At 71.2% G+C, this 15685-nt stretch carries 13 protein-coding genes and 2 pseudogenes; 12 read left to right on the top strand and 3 right to left on the bottom strand.

Annotation, left to right across the window (positions count from 1 at the left end; translation table 11 throughout):
- Positions 1 to 7 precede the first annotated feature (7 nt).
- The 3 genes and pseudogenes from ACIRVH_RS01610 to ACIRVH_RS01620 form a co-directional block, all read left to right on the top strand.
- On the top strand, positions 8 to 1465 hold the full coding sequence (locus ACIRVH_RS01610; RefSeq protein ID WP_403947275.1) for an NCS2 family permease: 1458 nt from the start codon (positions 8 to 10) through the stop codon (positions 1463 to 1465).
- Between the two features lie 50 nt (positions 1466 to 1515).
- Entirely contained in the window at positions 1516 to 2667 is a 1152-nt protein-coding gene (locus ACIRVH_RS01615) for an XdhC family protein (protein ID WP_403947276.1), read from the top strand.
- A gap of 186 nt (positions 2668 to 2853) precedes the next feature.
- Positions 2854 to 3093, top strand: a pseudogene (locus tag ACIRVH_RS01620) (transposase); the annotation flags it as partial.
- 247 nt (positions 3094 to 3340) lie between these two features.
- Here ACIRVH_RS01620 and ACIRVH_RS01625 read toward each other — a convergent pair.
- Positions 3341 to 3763: a hypothetical protein gene (locus ACIRVH_RS01625; RefSeq protein ID WP_403947277.1), complete on the bottom strand. Its 423-nt coding sequence runs from the start codon at positions 3761 to 3763 to the stop codon at positions 3341 to 3343.
- Between the two features lie 470 nt (positions 3764 to 4233).
- Here ACIRVH_RS01625 and ACIRVH_RS01630 point away from each other — a divergent pair.
- The 3 genes and pseudogenes from ACIRVH_RS01630 to ACIRVH_RS01640 form a co-directional block, all read left to right on the top strand.
- A pseudogene (locus ACIRVH_RS01630) lies at positions 4234 to 4998 on the top strand (tyrosine-type recombinase/integrase); the annotation flags it as partial.
- A 209-nt stretch (positions 4999 to 5207) separates the two neighbouring features.
- Positions 5208 to 5537 carry a hypothetical protein gene (locus tag ACIRVH_RS01635; protein WP_403947278.1) on the top strand — a complete coding sequence of 110 codons (330 nt, stop codon included), beginning with the start codon at positions 5208 to 5210 and terminating at the stop codon, positions 5535 to 5537.
- Between the two features lies 1 nt (position 5538).
- Complete coding sequence (locus ACIRVH_RS01640) at positions 5539 to 6549, top strand: tyrosinase family protein (RefSeq protein WP_403947279.1); 1011 nt, start codon at positions 5539 to 5541, stop codon at positions 6547 to 6549.
- Positions 6550 to 7132: 583 nt separating this feature from the next.
- Here the strand turns inward: ACIRVH_RS01640 and ACIRVH_RS01645 are convergent.
- Positions 7133 to 7573, bottom strand: a complete 441-nt coding sequence (locus ACIRVH_RS01645) for an SRPBCC family protein (protein WP_403947280.1) — start codon at positions 7571 to 7573, stop codon at positions 7133 to 7135.
- A gap of 140 nt (positions 7574 to 7713) precedes the next feature.
- On the opposite strand from ACIRVH_RS01645, the gene ACIRVH_RS01650 reads away from it, so the two are divergent.
- Both ACIRVH_RS01650 and ACIRVH_RS01655 read left to right on the top strand, forming a co-directional pair.
- Positions 7714 to 8529: a hypothetical protein gene (locus ACIRVH_RS01650; RefSeq protein WP_403947281.1), complete on the top strand. Its 816-nt coding sequence runs from the start codon at positions 7714 to 7716 to the stop codon at positions 8527 to 8529.
- Positions 8530 to 8638: 109 nt separating this feature from the next.
- Positions 8639 to 9529: an alpha/beta fold hydrolase gene (locus ACIRVH_RS01655; protein WP_403947282.1), complete on the top strand. Its 891-nt coding sequence runs from the start codon at positions 8639 to 8641 to the stop codon at positions 9527 to 9529.
- A 12-nt stretch (positions 9530 to 9541) separates the two neighbouring features.
- Here the strand turns inward: ACIRVH_RS01655 and ACIRVH_RS01660 are convergent, their stop codons facing one another.
- Positions 9542 to 10309, bottom strand: coding sequence for a polysaccharide deacetylase family protein (locus tag ACIRVH_RS01660; RefSeq protein WP_403947797.1), 768 nt, complete (start codon positions 10307 to 10309; stop codon positions 9542 to 9544).
- 185 nt (positions 10310 to 10494) lie between these two features.
- Between ACIRVH_RS01660 and ACIRVH_RS01665 the strand changes: the two genes are divergently transcribed.
- The 4 genes from ACIRVH_RS01665 (at position 10495) to ACIRVH_RS01680 (ending at position 15666) form a co-directional block, all read left to right on the top strand.
- The gene (locus ACIRVH_RS01665) at positions 10495 to 11136 is read left to right on the top strand and encodes a phosphoribosyltransferase (protein WP_403947283.1); all 642 of its coding nucleotides are present in this window, start codon (positions 10495 to 10497) and stop codon (positions 11134 to 11136) included.
- Between the two features lie 15 nt (positions 11137 to 11151).
- Positions 11152 to 11610, top strand: coding sequence for a TIGR03668 family PPOX class F420-dependent oxidoreductase (locus ACIRVH_RS01670; RefSeq protein WP_403947284.1), 459 nt, complete (start codon positions 11152 to 11154; stop codon positions 11608 to 11610).
- Between the two features lie 163 nt (positions 11611 to 11773).
- The gene (locus ACIRVH_RS01675; protein WP_403947285.1) at positions 11774 to 13414 is read left to right on the top strand and encodes a trypsin-like serine peptidase; all 1641 of its coding nucleotides are present in this window, start codon (positions 11774 to 11776) and stop codon (positions 13412 to 13414) included.
- Positions 13411 to 15666 carry a tetratricopeptide repeat protein gene (locus tag ACIRVH_RS01680; protein ID WP_403947286.1) on the top strand — a complete coding sequence of 752 codons (2256 nt, stop codon included), beginning with the start codon at positions 13411 to 13413 and terminating at the stop codon, positions 15664 to 15666. The genes ACIRVH_RS01675 and ACIRVH_RS01680 overlap by 4 nt, the downstream gene beginning before the upstream one ends.
- The last annotated feature ends 19 nt before the right edge of the window (positions 15667 to 15685 follow it).

A 15685-nucleotide genomic window follows, 5' to 3' on the forward strand; every position in this document is an offset into this window, starting at 1 on the left:
TGGCACCATGACCCAGCAGTCAGTGGAGCCCAGGACCGCAGCCGACGACGCGGGCGATGGCAGCCGCGTCCCGGCCGGGCGTTCCTGGCTCGATCGGTACTTCCACATATCCAAGAGAGGGTCCACGGTCTCGACAGAGGTCCGCGGCGGCATCACCACCTTCATGGCGATGGCCTACATCCTCCTGCTCAACCCCCTCATCCTGTCCGGCAAGGACGCGGCGGGGGACACGCTCGGCCAGAAGGCGCTGATCACCGCGACCGCGTTCGCGGCGGCCTTCACCACGCTTCTGATGGGCTTCGCCGGCAAGGTGCCGCTCGCCCTCGCCGCCGGCCTCTCCGTCTCCGGCGTCCTGTCCTCGCAGGTCGCCCCCGAGATGACCTGGCCGCAGGCCATGGGCATGTGCGTGATGTACGGCGTCGTCATCATGCTGCTGGTCGTCACCGGCCTGCGTGAGATGATCATGAACGCGATCCCGCTGGCGCTCAAGCACGGCATCACGATGGGCATCGGCCTCTTCATCGCCCTCATCGGCTTCTACAAGTCCGGCTTCGTGCACCAGGGTGCGCACACCCCCGTCACCCTCGGCCCCGCGGGCGAACTCGCCGGCTGGCCGGTGCTGCTCTTCGCCGGCACCCTGCTGCTGATCTTCATGCTGCAGGCCCGGAACATCCCCGGCGCCATCCTCATCGGCATCATCTCCGGCACGATCGTCGCCGCGGTCCTCAACGCCGCCGGCGTCATCAATCCCAAGCAGTGGGCGAACGGCGCCCCCGAACTGCACGGCAGCGCGGTCTCGATGCCCGACTTCTCGCTCTTCGGGCACGTCGAGTTCGGCGGCTGGGGCAAGGTCGGCGCGATGACCGTCGGCATGATCGTCTTCACGCTCGTGCTCGCCGGGTTCTTCGACGCGATGGCCACGATCATCGGCGTCGGCACCGAGGCCAAGCTGGCCGACGACAAGGGCCGTATGCCGGGCCTGTCCAAGGCGCTGTTCATCGACGGCGCCGGCGGTGCGATCGGCGGTGTGGCGGGCGGCTCCGGCCAGACGGTCTTCATCGAGTCGGCGACCGGCGTCGGCGAGGGCGCCCGCACGGGTCTGGCCTCCGTCGTCACGGGCCTGTTCTTCGCGGCCTGTCTCTTCTTCACCCCGGTCACCGCGATCGTCCCGCAGGAGGTCGCCTCCGCCGCCCTGGTCGTCATCGGCGCCATGATGCTGATGAACGCCCGGCACGTGGACTGGGCGGACCGCGCCACCGCGATCCCGGTCTTCCTGACCGTCGTCCTGATGCCGTTCACGTACACCATCACCACCGGTGTCGCCGCGGGCGTCATCTCCTACGTGGCCATCAAGACCGCCCAGGGCAAGGCCCGCGAGATCGGCGCCTTCATGTGGGGTCTGACGGTCATCTTCCTGATCTACTTCGCACTGCATCCGATCGAGGGCTGGCTGGGCGTGCACTAGCCGGCCCGCCGAACTCCCCTTCCACGCAACCCCGTTAAGGAGACCGAGAGATGCTGGACATCGCCGAGGAGCTGAACCGGTGGGTCGAGCAGGGCCGTGACTTCGCCGTCGCCACCGTGGTGGCCGTCGGCGGCAGCGCCCCGCGCCAGCCCGGCGCCGCCCTCGCGGTGGACGCCGACGGCACGGCGATCGGCTCGGTCTCCGGCGGGTGCGTGGAGGGAGCGGTGTACGACCTGTGCCGGCAGGCGCTCGAGGACGGGGAGACCGTGCTGGAGCGCTTCGGGTACAGCGACGAGGACGCCTTCGCCGTCGGTCTGACCTGTGGCGGCATCATCGACATCCTCGTCACACCGGTCCGGGCGGACGGTCCCGCCCGGCCGGTGCTCGCGGCCGCGCTGGCCGCCGCCGCCCTTGGGGAGGCGGCGGCGGTCGCGCGTGTCGTCCAGGGACCGGCCGAACTGCTGGGCCGGGCCCTCCTCGTCCGCCCCGACGGCTCCTACGACGGCGGCTTCGGCGCCCACCCCGAACTGGACCGCACGGTTGCCGCCGAGGCCGGTGCCTTCCTGGACGCGGGCCGCACCGGCACCCTGGAGATCGGCGAACAGGGCTCCCGCTGCGGCGCCCCGCTCACGCTCCTGGTCGAGTCGTCGGTCCCCGCACCCCGCATGATCGTCTTCGGCGCCATCGACTTCGCCTCCGCCCTGGTCCGCGTCGGCAAGTTCCTCAACTACCGCGTCACCGTGTGCGACGCCCGCCCGGTGTTCGCCACCCCGACCCGCTTCCCGGAGGCCGACGAGATCGTCGTCGAGTGGCCCCACAAGTACCTGGAGCGCGCCGAGGTCGACGGCCGCACCGTCCTGTGCGTCCTCACCCACGACGCCAAGTTCGACGTACCGCTGCTCGAACTGGCCCTGCGCCTGCCGGTCGCCTACGTCGGTGCGATGGGCTCCCGCCGCACCCACCTCGACCGCAACGAGCGCCTGCGCGAGGTCGGCGTCACCGAACTCGAACTGGCCCGTCTGCGCTCCCCGATCGGCCTCGACCTCGGCGCCCGTACGCCCGAGGAGACGGCACTCTCCATCGCCGCGGAGATCGTCGCCAACCGGCGCGGAGGCAGCGGGATCTCGCTGACCGGAGCGCACACCCCGATCCACCACGACACGACGTCGCTGCCGGCGGGGCGGATCGGGTCGGTGGCCTGAGGTCGGCAGCGTGGTCAGACCGACAGCGCAGACGCCCCTTCGGAGACGGCGTCGAGGAGATCGTGCAAGGAGCGCTCACGAGATCCTCCAGAACGGCGGGTCTGGTCTGGCCCAGCAGCGTCAGGCGACGCTGCGGCTGTAGAACCTGCCACAGCGCCGTCGCTCGGTCGGCCACCGTGCGCAGAGTTGTGGGATCGCCTTGAGCCGTTGCTGCCGCAGCGTGAGCGGCGCTTTCGGTATCCGGGTCGCAAGCCGTTGCCGGACCGGGAAGTGCTGTGCGGGATCTTGTACGTGCTGCACACCGGGATCCAGTGGGAGTACCTGCCGCAGGATCTCGGTTTCGGCTCGGGCATAACCTGCTGGCGGCGGCTGCGGGACTGGAACGAGGCCGGCGTCTGGCAGCGACTGCACGAGGTTCTACTGGCCGGAAGGTTGCCTGATGGCTCATCGCTGACAGGATGCTGCCCGCGAGCCGGCGGTCATTGGCGTCCTGGGCGAGGCGGAGCGCCTGGAGGAAATACCTCTGGGCGAGCCCGTGGCGGCAGGCGTCGTACGACATCCAACCGGCAAGGAGCGTGGCTTCCGCGACGGTGGAGAAGAGGGCCCGGCTTACCTGCTCGGTGTACCGGCCTCGCAGAAGTGGGGTCACGTCGTTGTTGAGGTACTGGATGACCTAGTGACGCGCGTGGTCTCCGCCGAACTGGTCGTCGAGCCGGGCGAACATGTCCGCCGTGGTCTTGACGGCTGCCACGTCGCCGAGACCGACTCGCATTCCCTCGGTACGCGGGCGGGGGATGCCCGGCTCGGGCGCAACCAACCACCGAAGGGACGCCTCGCTCCACGCAGGCTCGGACGGCTCCGCCGTGAGCAGCGGGTCATATTGGTTGAGATCCGCGCGCCACAACTGGCCGACCGTCTGAATGGCGTCATCGGGGCTGGCGGGATACGCGGCGTCGAGGACTGGAGCGTCTTTTGGTTCTCCGTGATTCAGGCCGAGTTCTGCGGCACTCGCGGTGAAGGCATCGCACAGCAGCGGGCCATAGAAGTCGTCTGGGGTGCTGTGGCCGTTCTCCCAACTGGCGATGCGGCGCTTCACGCTGGCGTCCGACGGAAGCTGATGCCCGCGCTGAGCGGCGGCTTGGCGTAACTCCCTTACCGGCCGTGGCTGGCTCCAGCCCCGGCCGGTTCGAGCCTCACGTAAGCGGACACTGCTCGGCTTCACGGAGACGTGCCCCTTCACTCCCGTGCGCATGCGCCGGCGCGACAACTCGGCGTGTCCGGTCGAATGTACGCGCTGGTGATTGCTTCTTGCAGACAGTAATTGGAGATCGTCCGCACAGAGCGGGCGACGGGGGATGACGTGACGATTGTGGACGCGGCATCCCCCGTCACCCCTCGTCATCTGCCCTGGCCAGGTGCTGGGCCGTGAGTCTCTTTGATCGGTTGGTTAGCGCGCGTGTGACACGCCCGCGAACATGACGAAGCGCCAGCCTGGGAGGAAACTCCTCCTGGGCTGGTCCTTCTGTCTGTGCCCCCGGCAGGATTCGAACCTGCGACACCCGCTTTAACTACGCGGTCGACCTGGGGGAGCTGCGCGAGAACCCCATCACGGCTGTTCGCTGGCAGAAACCCAAGGTGTCCAACCAGATCGATCCGCGTGTCGTGGCCAACCCGGAGCAGGCTCGCAATCTCCTGGCGGCGGTGTCCTACGTGGGCGGCTACCGGCGTGCTCGCGGCCGGCGTCTCGTCGGGCTGTTCGCGGCGATGTACTTCGGCGGCCTGCGCCCCGCTGAGGCGGTCGGTCTGGTCGAGACTGATGTTCTCCTCCCCGAGGGCGGCTGGGGATCGGCGCTGCTGCACCGGACTCGTCCCTCGGTCGGCAAGGAGTGGACCGACTCGGGGGAGACCCACGACGACCGCGGGCTCAAGAATCGGCCGACTGAGGACGTTCGGCATGCGCCCATTCCGCCTCAGCTTGTTGCAGTGCTGCGCGAGCACCTCTCCACGTTCGGCACGGCGGACGATGGGCGGCTCTTCTTCAGCGAGAAGGGCTCGGTTGTTCCGTCCTCGACGTACTACCGCGTGTGGCAGGAAGCTCGGCTGCTGGCGCTTTCGCCGAACGCCGCGGGCTCGCCGCTCGCGAGTCGGCCGTACGACCTTCGCCACTCGGCGCTGTCGACGTGGCTCAATGCTGGAGTCGATCCCACCGAGGTTGCCGAACGCGCCGGCAACAGCGTTGAGGTCTTGCTGACCCGCTACGCGAAGTGTCTCGACGGGCGGCAGGACGTTGCCAACCGGCGTATCGAAGGCCTACTGCGCGAATACGAGTGACACGTCGTGCCGCTGTGTGCCGTCAGGATCAGCCGTTGTCGCGAGGCGAAACGGGCGCTCGAGCCTGCGGATGGAATCCGCCTACAGGCTGACAAGGCTCTTGACCGGATGGCCGATTGGACAGCCGGGGCCGGGCCGGGGATGGTGGAAATGGAGGGATGTCCATACTCCCCCGGCCCCTGCGAACCACCATCATCAGGGAGTCCGTCATGACAGCCATCGAACCGGAAGAAATCGCTGCTGCCGCCGCGCCCGACACGCTCGGAAGCTACCTGGCCGAGCTGGCCCAGTCGGCTGGAGAGCAGACGTCGGAGCCAGCGCCTTCCGTCCGCACGACGGAGCACGAGGGGCACCGGATCGCGGTCACCACCACCTACGACGTCGTCGTGGACGGGACACCGGTGACGGCCCGGCTGCACGTGGCTGACAGCGGCATGCTGTACAGCCCCGGCCTGCCCTATCACCAGTTCACCTCGGCACTGGACGCCGTCCGGGCACTGATGTCCACCTATCCCGACCACTTCGGAGGAGGCGCCTGAGATGGCCCTGGTCCGGAGAAACATCCTGCACGACGAGAACGCGCTGAAGAAGTACGTCACGGGCGTCGAACTGCTCAAGAAGGAGCGGACCGGACGCACCACCAGGAACTTCGGCATCCCCGGCCCGGAAAACCCGGTGTACACCTACGACCTGTTTGTGATCTGGCACATTCAGGCGGGAACTTTCCCCATTCCGCGGAACGGCGACCCGATGGTGCGCAATTACGCCCACCGAGGGCCGGTCTTTCTGCCGTGGCACCGGTTGATGCTCATCCTCGTGGAGCGCAACATTCAACGGATACTCGGCGAAGACAACAGCTTTGCGCTGCCGTACTGGGACTGGTCGGCCGACGGCGACGACGGCTCGCCGACCGATGCCCCGATCTGGACGCCCGAGTACATGGGCGGGCAAGGCAACCCCGTCTCCGACGGACCGTTCGGCTTCTACCCGAACGACCCGAACAACTTCACCGTCCGCCTCGAAAGCGGCCCCGACGGACGGCCGTCCCAGGCCGGGAACGGCCAGGGACGGGGTCTGGTCCGGGAGTTCGCCCGGTCCTGGCCGGAAGGCTGGGAGACCCTGCCGACCAGCGCGGATGTGAAAGCGGCCCTCGACTTCGCGCCGGACAGTCCCAACCCCAAACCGGAAGACCGGTACGACGTCCTCGACTTCAGCGTCAACTCGGACGGCTTCCGCAGCCGGCTCGAAGGCTGGCACCCATCGGGGCGGCCCTGGACGCACAATCAGGTTCACCTGTGGACAGGCGGCGACATGCTGCCTCTGAGTTCCCCCAACGACCCGGTGTTCTTCCTGCACCACTGCAACGTGGACCGGACCTGGGAGAGCTGGCTGCAAAGCTATGGCCGGATGTACACCCCGGACATGACAGCCCCGGATACATATGCGGGTGAACGGATCGACGACAGGCTCGCCCTCCCCACAAACTACCCCTATACGCCGAGAAACATGTTGGACCAGAGCAGCTGGTGCACCTACGATCAACTGCCCTGAAACCAGCAGCGCCCCGCCGACCATCGCCGACGGGGCCAACACACCGGCGCGGCGGCAGCGGGGCCGACAGATCCCGCCGCCTGGTGATACTCACGCAAAGAGGCCCCGCGGTGCGCCCTGGTGGATGCGATCCGCTACATCGTCGACAACGTGGACTCCCAGTCCATCAAGCGAGCGGAGACGGTCTCCAACGCGACCCGTGGGCGCGACGGGACCTGCGCAGTCACCCGAAGCGTGCCAGCTGGCTCCGACAGCTCGCTGAGACACAGTGACGGCCTGCTTTGCGAGTATCAGCGACCGCATCCGAGGCCCCTGGCGTCACGTCCAGGGGCCTCGTCGATTTCGAGATCTCACCTGGGGCAACGCTTCAAGATCCCGTCCACGCCTCGTCCACAGACACCGACATACGGTCGGTCCGGACCGCACACGCCTGCACATACGCGAAGACCCCGTACTCGGCGTTTCCGCTGGTGACGGGATCTTTGGGCACCTCATAAGGGGTGCCCCCGGCAGGATTCGAACCTGCGCACACGGCTCCGGTGTCCGTGACTGCGCTGCTCTCGCCGCGATCAGGGACCGGCTGTCATGACATCCTGAGCAACCGGTTGGCCGCCCGCCCGAACACCGAGCGCGCGGTGCGTTCCACGACACCGTCGACGAGGCGCGGGAGGAACCGCACCCGCAGTTCCTCCCGCCACACCACGCGGGCACGGCCCCCCGGCCCGGGCCGGACCTCGATCTCCGCCCAGCCCAGGACGACCCGCCCGCGCTTCTCGAGCCGGCACAGCCCGGGCTCGTCGTCCGCCGGGGGATGCCAGAGCGTGACCTCCATGAGGTCGTCGAAGGCGAGGGGACCGAGGCCCGAACGGGCCACGAAACGTGTGCCCTCCCGGGTCGGCGGGGGTGTGATCACGGTGACCCGGGTCAGTGGGGCCACGTCACCGTGGCGGGGCCACTCCGTGAGCCGGCGCCACGCCTCGTCGAGGGGGAGCGGCACCGTGCGTTCGAAAGAGAAGAAGGGCACGGCACGATCGTAGGGAATCGGCGCCCGCCACCTGCGAGTTCGGCCCCGGGTCACCTCCCTGGCCCAGCGGCGGTGCGGCGGCCGGTGAACGTGTGAGCCCACGAGTGGCCGATGGGGCGCAAGGTGTCCACCCTGGAAGGATGAGCACCGCGGGCGGCACCGCGGCGGCCTCCGGCTGGAGAGGGTTCCTGGAGAGCCCCGTCGTCGGCATGGCTCCGTGGATCATCTTCTCCCTGCTGGTCGGACCGGGCCGGTTCGAGATCTCGGTCGCGCTCGCGCTGGCCGGCTCGGTCGCCCTGGTCCTTCTCGGCAGGCTGGCCCACCGGGGCAGCTCCTGGAAGCTCCTCGAACTCTGCGACGTGGTCTTCTTCGCCGGCCTGGCCGTCGTCGGCGCCCTGGCGAGCGAAGGCACGCTGCGCTGGCTGGAGACGTACGCCGGGGAGGTGTCCAACATCGCGCTGGTGCTGATCGCCTTCGGCTCGATGGCGTTCCGGACGCCGTTCACCCTGCAGTACGCCCGCGAACAGGTCGACCCGGCCCTCTGGGACACGCCCGCGTTCCTGCGCACCAACTACGTCATCACCGGGGCGTGGGGGCTCGCCTTCCTGGTGGCGGCGCTCGCGGGCGGCTACGGCGACGTCGTCCTGCACAACCCGGACAACCTCTGGACCGGCTGGATCATCCAGATCCTGGCCATCGTCGCGGCTCTGCGCTTCACCGAGTGGTACCCCGAGGTGGTCCGCGCCCGCGCCCGGCGCGACATGGGCCGCCCCGGCCCGGACCCGCCCCCGGTGGCCGACCTGCTGCTGCCGCTGGCCGGCCTGCTGGTCCCGATCGGGATCGCCGTCCTGATCTTCGACACCATGTGGTGGCTGGGCGCGGCCCTCGTCGTGGCCGGCACGCTGCTCACCAAGGCGTTGCGCCGACCCGGAACCGGTCCGGCTCCGAGCGCTTGACGTGGCAGGTAATCGACCCGGGGACCGGCTCCGGGAAGGATCGGGATCGACAGCACGACGGGACGCCCCGTCCCGTCCGACCCCGTCCGGACCATCCCGAGGAGGCCCCATGCCGTACTACGAGAGCCCCGTCGACGGCACCCGGCTGCACTACGTCGACCACGGCCCCGCCCGCGGCCCCGTCGTCGTCTTCGTCAGCAGCGCATACCTGGGGCACGAGCTGTGGGAGTACCAGATGCTGCCGCTCGCCGAGGCCGGCTACCGGTGCGTCGGTCTCGACCGGCGCGGCCACGGACGCTCCGACGACGCCTGGCTCGGCTACGACCTCGACACCCTCGCCGACGACGTGCACGGTCTGCTCGACCACCTCGACCTGCGGGAGGTCACGCTGGTCGGGCACTCCGTCGGCACCGCCGAGGTGGTGCGCTGCCTGACCCGGCACGGCGCCGACCGGGTGGCACGGGCCGCGCTCGTCGCCGGCGTCACACCGGGACTCGTCCGTTCGCCGGGACTCCCCCAGGGCGTGGACCCGGCGGTCGTGCGTGCCGACGACGAGATCTTCCGGCGCGACCGCGCGGGGTACTTCACCGCCTCGGCGGGCGACTTCTTCGCCGTGAGCCGGCCCGGCAACGAGCTGTCCGCCGCCTATGTCCGCCACCTCGTCGACCGCTGCCTGGCCGCCACGCCCCGCGCCGCGAACGGGGTGCGGGCCGTGGTGGCCGCGCTCGACCTCACCGAAGAGCTGCCCGACGTGCCGGTCCCCGTGCTCGTCGTGCACGGCACCCACGACACCTCGGCACCCCTCGCGCTCACCGGGGAACGCGCCGGGCGGCTGCTGCCGCACGCCACGCTGAAGGTGTACGAGAACGGCGGCCACGGCCTGTTCGCCACCCACGCGCAGCAACTCACCGCGGACCTGCGAGAGTTCGTCGACGCGCAGGACACCGCGCGCCGCGCGGACGCGGAGGGCGAGAGCCTCGCGGCTGCCCGCGCCGCCTGAACCGCCTCGGCCTCAGGGCCGGTACACCTTCCCCGGTTCCGCCTTGCCGGGGGCGAGGAGCTGAGGGACCGTCACGAAGACGTAGCCGCGCTGCTTCAGGGCGTCGATGATGCCGGGCACGGCGGGCACGGTGCCCTGGTAGATGTCGTGCAGCAGGATGATCCCGTCCCGGGACGCCTGCGCGAGGACCCGCTTGGTGATCAGCGCGGAGTCGTTGGTCGTGTAGTCCTTCGCGGTGACGCTCCACAGCACCTCGGCGAGGCCCAGCTGCTTGGCGATCCTGTGCACGTTCGCGTCCGTACGGCCCTGCGGCGGGCGCATCAGCGTGGGCTTGTGCCCGGTGAGCCGCTCTATCGCGTCGTCGGGCCGCTTCAGCTCCTCGCGTATCTGCGCGTCGGAGATGCGGGTGAGGATCTTGTGGTCCCAGGTGTGGCTCGCCACCTCGTGGCCCTCGGCGGCCATCCGCTTGACCAGCTCCGGGTACTTCTCGATGTGCCGCTTGCCGAGCAGGAAGAAGGTCGCCGGGACCTTCTTCTCCTTGAGGATGTCCAGCAGCCGCGGCGAGTTCTCGCTGGGCCCGGCGTCGAAGGTGAGCGCGATGCACTTGGCCTCGCGGCAGTCGACGGTCCCGAAGTGGGCCGGCGCCCCGTGCGCCGCCTCGGCCCGCACCGTGCTCGGCGCGGTCGTGTCGACCTCCGCGCAGCCGGACAGGGTCAGCGCCAGGCAGGCGGCGGCCGACGTGAGCGCGGACAGACGCAACCTTCGGCCCCCGGTGCGCATCTTCTTGGGCGCGTGCTGCCGGGCCGGGTTCGTCTCGGTCGAAGTCGAAAAAGGCATGCGCGGACTATACACTCTGTGTATAGTCAGTGCGTTCGAATTCTTCGGGGTGTTCCGACGGCAGGTCCGGCCGCCGTAGCACCATGGAGGTACGGGGGAGGGGAGGACCCCGGCGAGAGGACGGGTCCATGTACTACCGGGACCGCGCCGAGGCCGGCCGCACACTCGCCGGCCTGCTGAGAGACCTGCGCGACACGGGCGAACTTCCCGACCCCGTCGTCCTGGCCCTGCCCCGCGGCGGGATCGCGGTCGCCGCGCCCGTCGCCCGCGCCCTCGACGCCCCGCTCGACGTGCTCGTCGTACGCAAGATCGGCGCCCCGCACCACGCGGAGTTCGCCGTCGGCGCCCTCGCCGCCGACGATCCTCCCCTCTTCGACTCGGACACCCTCGACCGCCTGGGCCTGACCGAGGAGCGCCTCGCCCCGACCGTCGAGCGGGAACGGGCCGAGCTGGCCCGGCGGGAGCACCGCTACCGCGGCGACCGTCCGCCCCCGGAACTGAAGGGCCGTACCGTGATCGTCGTGGACGACGGTCTGGCCACCGGCGCCACCGCCCGCGCCGCTCTGCGCCACGTATGGCGCCGGGGCCCGGCCCGGGTCGTGCTGGCCGTCCCGGTCGGCGCCCCGGACTCCCTCGCCCTGCTGGAGGAAGAGGCCGACCTGATCGTGTGCCCGCACCGGCCGGCCGGGTTCAGCGCCGTCGGCCAGTGGTACGTCGACTTCGGGCAGCTGACCGACACGGACGTGCTCGACGCACTGCACGCGCGCTGAACACCGGGAGCGAGCATGCCCGCACTGGACGCGGCGGAGGCGCGGCGCCGGTTCACCGCCGCCCGGGTCGCCCGGCTGGCCACGGTCGACGCGGCGGGCCGCCCGCACCAGGTGCCGGTGGTCTTCGCCCGGCACACCCTCGACGGCACCGACCGGCTCGTGACCGCCGTCGACCACAAACCCAAGACCACCGCCCGTCTCAAGCGGCTGCGCAACATCGCCGCACACCCGGCCGTGTGCCTGCTCGCGGACGCCTACGACGAGAACTGGGACCACCTGTGGTGGGTCCGCGCCGACGGTGAGGCCCGCGTCCTGCCGCCCGACGCGGCCGACCCGGCCGTCCGTGACGCCCACGAGACCGCCGTACGGCTGCTGCGCGAGAAGTATCCGCAGTATCGGGACCGTCCGCCGGACGGGCCGGTGATCGCCGTCGGCGTGCGGAGTTGGACCGGGTGGGAGGCCCGCGCGCGGTGATGCCGGACCCGGCGAGGCATCCGGTGCGGACGCGCGCAACCCGCCCGTCCGCGACAACCCCGTGCACACCAGTGGTACCGGAAGGGCACGCGGAGTAACCTCTCGTGACATGACGCGCACGGGGGAGCGAGCCGTCAAGTCGCGGTTAAGGACGCCACCTTGGGTGGCTCGCATCGAAGAGCAGGACGGACACGTGCTCGGCGCGGGGGTGCTCCTCGCCCCTGACCGGGTGCTCACCGCAGCCCATGTCGTCCGGCCCGGCCGGCCCTACGTCGTCCACTTCGTCGGCGTGCCCGGCGTACCGGGCGTGGCCGCCACGGTCCGGGCGGACGAGCATGTGCCGCAACGGGAGGACACCTTCGGTGACCGCATCGGCGACCTGGCCCTGCTGCGGCTGGCGGAGCCGCTGCCCGCCGAACACACCACCCGGCTCTACCGGCTGGCCTCGCCGCACGGACCGGTGAGCATGTACGGCTTCCCGGCCGGCGACGACGGCGGCCGCTGGCACGGCGCCACCCTGGTCGCCGCCCGCGGCCGGGACCACCAGGTGCAGCTGCGCCCGCAGACCCAGGGTGAGTTGGCCGCCCCGGGCTTCAGCGGCGGGGGAGTGGTCGACCACGAGACCGACGAGGTCATCGGGATCGTCCTCAGCGTCGACGAGGGCCCGGGCTCCGTCTTCAGCTACATGAGCCCCACCGAGACCGTCCTGAGCCATCTGCCGCAGGCCGCCGCCTGGAGCGAGGGCGCCGAAGCCGTCGACCCGACGCTGCGCCCCGGCGCGACGGGCACCGTCGGCAGGCTCGACGTGCCGTTCGCCACCGAACTCGCCTGCTGGTTCCGGGGCGAGGGCTGGCCGGTGCTCGTCACCGTCGTCCCCGCCCGCAGCGGCCGCGCCTGGACCCTCACCCGTGCCGTCACCCTGGCCGACCGGGAGCTGCGCACCCAGCAGAACACCAGCGCCTTCAGCCACGACCCGCCCGAGACCGTACCGCCGGCCGGCGGCCATGATCTCGCCCTGGACGTGAAGGGCATGACGGAAAGTCAGGTCATGGACCGGATCGCCGAGCGGCTGGGCATCCGCGGCGACCCGAGGCCCGAACGGCTCGGCGCCCTGCGCGTGCCGCTCGCCGCCGTCCTGGTCGGCGTCGACCAGGCCGCCGAACCCGACGCCCTGCTGGGCCTGCTGGACCGGCTCGCTCAACAGGGGGCCCGGCTGCTCCTGGTCTTCCGCCGCCGGGGCGGCCGCGCGGCCCAGGCTGCCGAATCCTTTGTCCATCGTCCGCTGCGCCACCGCTGGACCCGACTGCACCGCGAACTCGACCACATCGTCGACGAGTTGGGACCCGCACTCGACGAGCGCCGGGACCGCGTGGCAGCCGACCCCGGCACCCGGCAGCTGCTGGACCAGGCCGAGGCCGGCGTACGGCGCACCCGCATGCTGCTCGCCTGGGTCGCCCACACGCCCGAGCGGGAGCGGGAACCCCGCCACGCCGACCTGCTGTTCACCTTCGAGGACGCCGCCGAGCGCCGCCGCCAGCGCCTGGAACAGGCGATCTCGCTCCTCGACGACCGGCTGCGCCGCCGCGAGGAACTCCTCGGCCGGGTCACCGCCGAGTGGCCGCTGTGCCGGGAACGGGCCGCCGCCCAGGGCGGCGACCGGGTCATGGAGGCCTACCGGCTCTACGAACTCGCCCTGTCGCTGCTGCGGCAGAGCCCCTGCGACGTGGACGAGGCGGAGACCGCCGTCCGGCGCTTCGTCGGCTTCTGCTCCGGCACGGCACCCGGAAGGGAGGGCACCCCATGACCTCGTGCATCCGTCCCGGCTGCGCGGGCCACATCATGGGCACCGGCTACTGCGACACCTGCGGGCACCGGCACCTGGAGCCACGGACCGAGTCGCGGTCCGAGCCGCCGCCCCCGCCGCCCGTGCCCGAGGAGCCGCCCGGACCGCAGCCCACCCACGCCGTCGCCGGAGTCGGCGAACTCGACCAGCACGGACTGGTCCTGCTGCCCGACCTCCCCGCCCCGGAGGGCGGGCTGGTCGAGGACCCCCGGCCGCCCACCGGCGGCCGCCGCTGCGGCGCGAACGGCTGCACGATGATCGTCGGCATCGGCTACGGCGGCCAGCCCGCCCCGGTCAAGGGCCGATGTCCCCGCTGCGGCACCCCCTACTCCTTCCTGCCCCAGCTGGACAAGGGCGACCTGGTCGCCGGCCACTACCGGATCCTCGGCTGTCTGGCCCGCGGTGGCCTCGGCTGGATCCACCTCGCCGAGGACACCAGCGCCGACGGCCACCGCGTCGTCCTCAAAGGGCTGATCGACGTCCACGACGCGCTCGCCCGCCGCAACGCCGTCGAGGAGCGCCGCTCGCTCACCGGACTGCACCACCCGGACATCGTCCGCATCATCACCTACGTCGAACACCAGGCCCCCGGCAGCTCGCCCACCGGCTACCTGGTCATGGACTACATCGGCGGCCGCTCCCTGCAGCAGCTCTTCGACGCCGACGACGCCGAGCGCGTCTTCCAGGGCCGCCCCCGCCTCGACCACGTCCTCACCTACGGCTGCAAGATCCTCGGCGCCCTGCAGTACATGCACGAACGCGGGCTGCTCTACTGCGACATGAAGCCCGCCAACGTCATCCACTTCGGGCGGGCGATCAAGGTCATCGACCTCGGCGCGGTCCGCGCGATCGGCGACCGCGGCTCCGCCTACGTCTACACCGCGACCTTCGCCCCGCCCAAGGAGGAGGTCGACAGCCGCGGCTGGCACGTCGACAGCGACCTCTACACCGTCGGCATGACCCTGCAGGCCCTGGCCCGGGGCACCGACGCGGCCCGCGGTCTCGCCCCCGACTCCTTCCGCCGCCTCATCGACCGCGCCACCCACGCCGAACCCCGCGCCCGGTTCCGCTCGGCCGCCGAGATGTCCCGCCAGCTCTGGGAGGTCCTGCGGGAGTTCCGTTCGCTGCAGTTCGGCGAGCAACTGCCCGAGAGCAGCACCCGGTTCCGCGCCACCGAGGCCAGCCTCGACGCCGGACTCGGCGCGATCCCCTCCCTGGACCACTGGACAGGTCGGCCCGGTGCACACCCCGCCGATCTCGACGTCTCCCCGCCCGCGGCCGCCGAGGTCGCCGGCGCCCTGCCGGAACCGGTCCCCGACCCCGACGACGGCGCCGCCCTGCTGCTCGACACCTTCCCGCCCGACGCCCCCGACCGGGTCGCCCGGCAATGGCCCCGCGAATCCCGCCTCGGCACCCCCGAGACCGCGCTGTGGCTGTGCCGCGCCTACCTGAGACAGGGCGCACAGGAAGAGGCCCAGAGCTGGCTGGCCGAGGCCGAGACCCTGCTCGGCGAGCGCGCCGCCGCCTACGACTGGCGCATCGCCTGGCACCGCGGCGTGCTCCACCTGAGCAAGGCCGAGGTACGGCGGGCCGGCAGCTGCTTCGAGGCCGTCTACCGGGCGCTGCCCGGCGAGTACGTGCCCAAACTGGCCCTCGGGTACTGCGCCGAACACGGCGGTGAGCAACGTACGGCCCGGGCCATGCGGTTCTACGAGGCGGTGTGGGCCCGGGACTTCGCCCACACCGCCGCCGCGTTCGGCCTGGCCCGCGGCCACCTGGCCACGGGGGACCGGGACGCGGCCGTACGCGTCCTCGACGACGTGCCCGCCACCTCCCGCCACTACGACGCCGCCCGCATCGCGGCCGTCCGGGTCCGCGCCGGTGTCCTGCACGGCCGGGCCCCGTCCGTGGCCGACCTGCGGGACGCGGACCACAGGCTGCCCGAGCTGCACCTGGACGGCGGCGCCGCCGGCGGCGAGTCGCGGGCCCGGCTGGTCGCCGAGGTCCGGGAGAACGTCCTGCACTGCCGCCCGAAGCCCGGCTGGGGGCCGGAGTTCCCGGCCGGCGACCTGCTCGGAGCCGGTGCCGAGGACGCCCTGCGCACGCTGCTGGAGCAGTCCTTCCGGCAACTGGCCGCACAGGCGCGCACCGCGGGCGAACACGGCCGGCTGCTCGACCTGGCCCATGCCGTGCGGCCGATGAGCAGATTCTGAGACGCGGACGACATCGGGG

Source organism: Streptomyces sp. NPDC101165 (assembly GCF_044768135.1).
GTDB lineage: Bacteria > Actinomycetota > Actinomycetes > Streptomycetales > Streptomycetaceae > Streptomyces.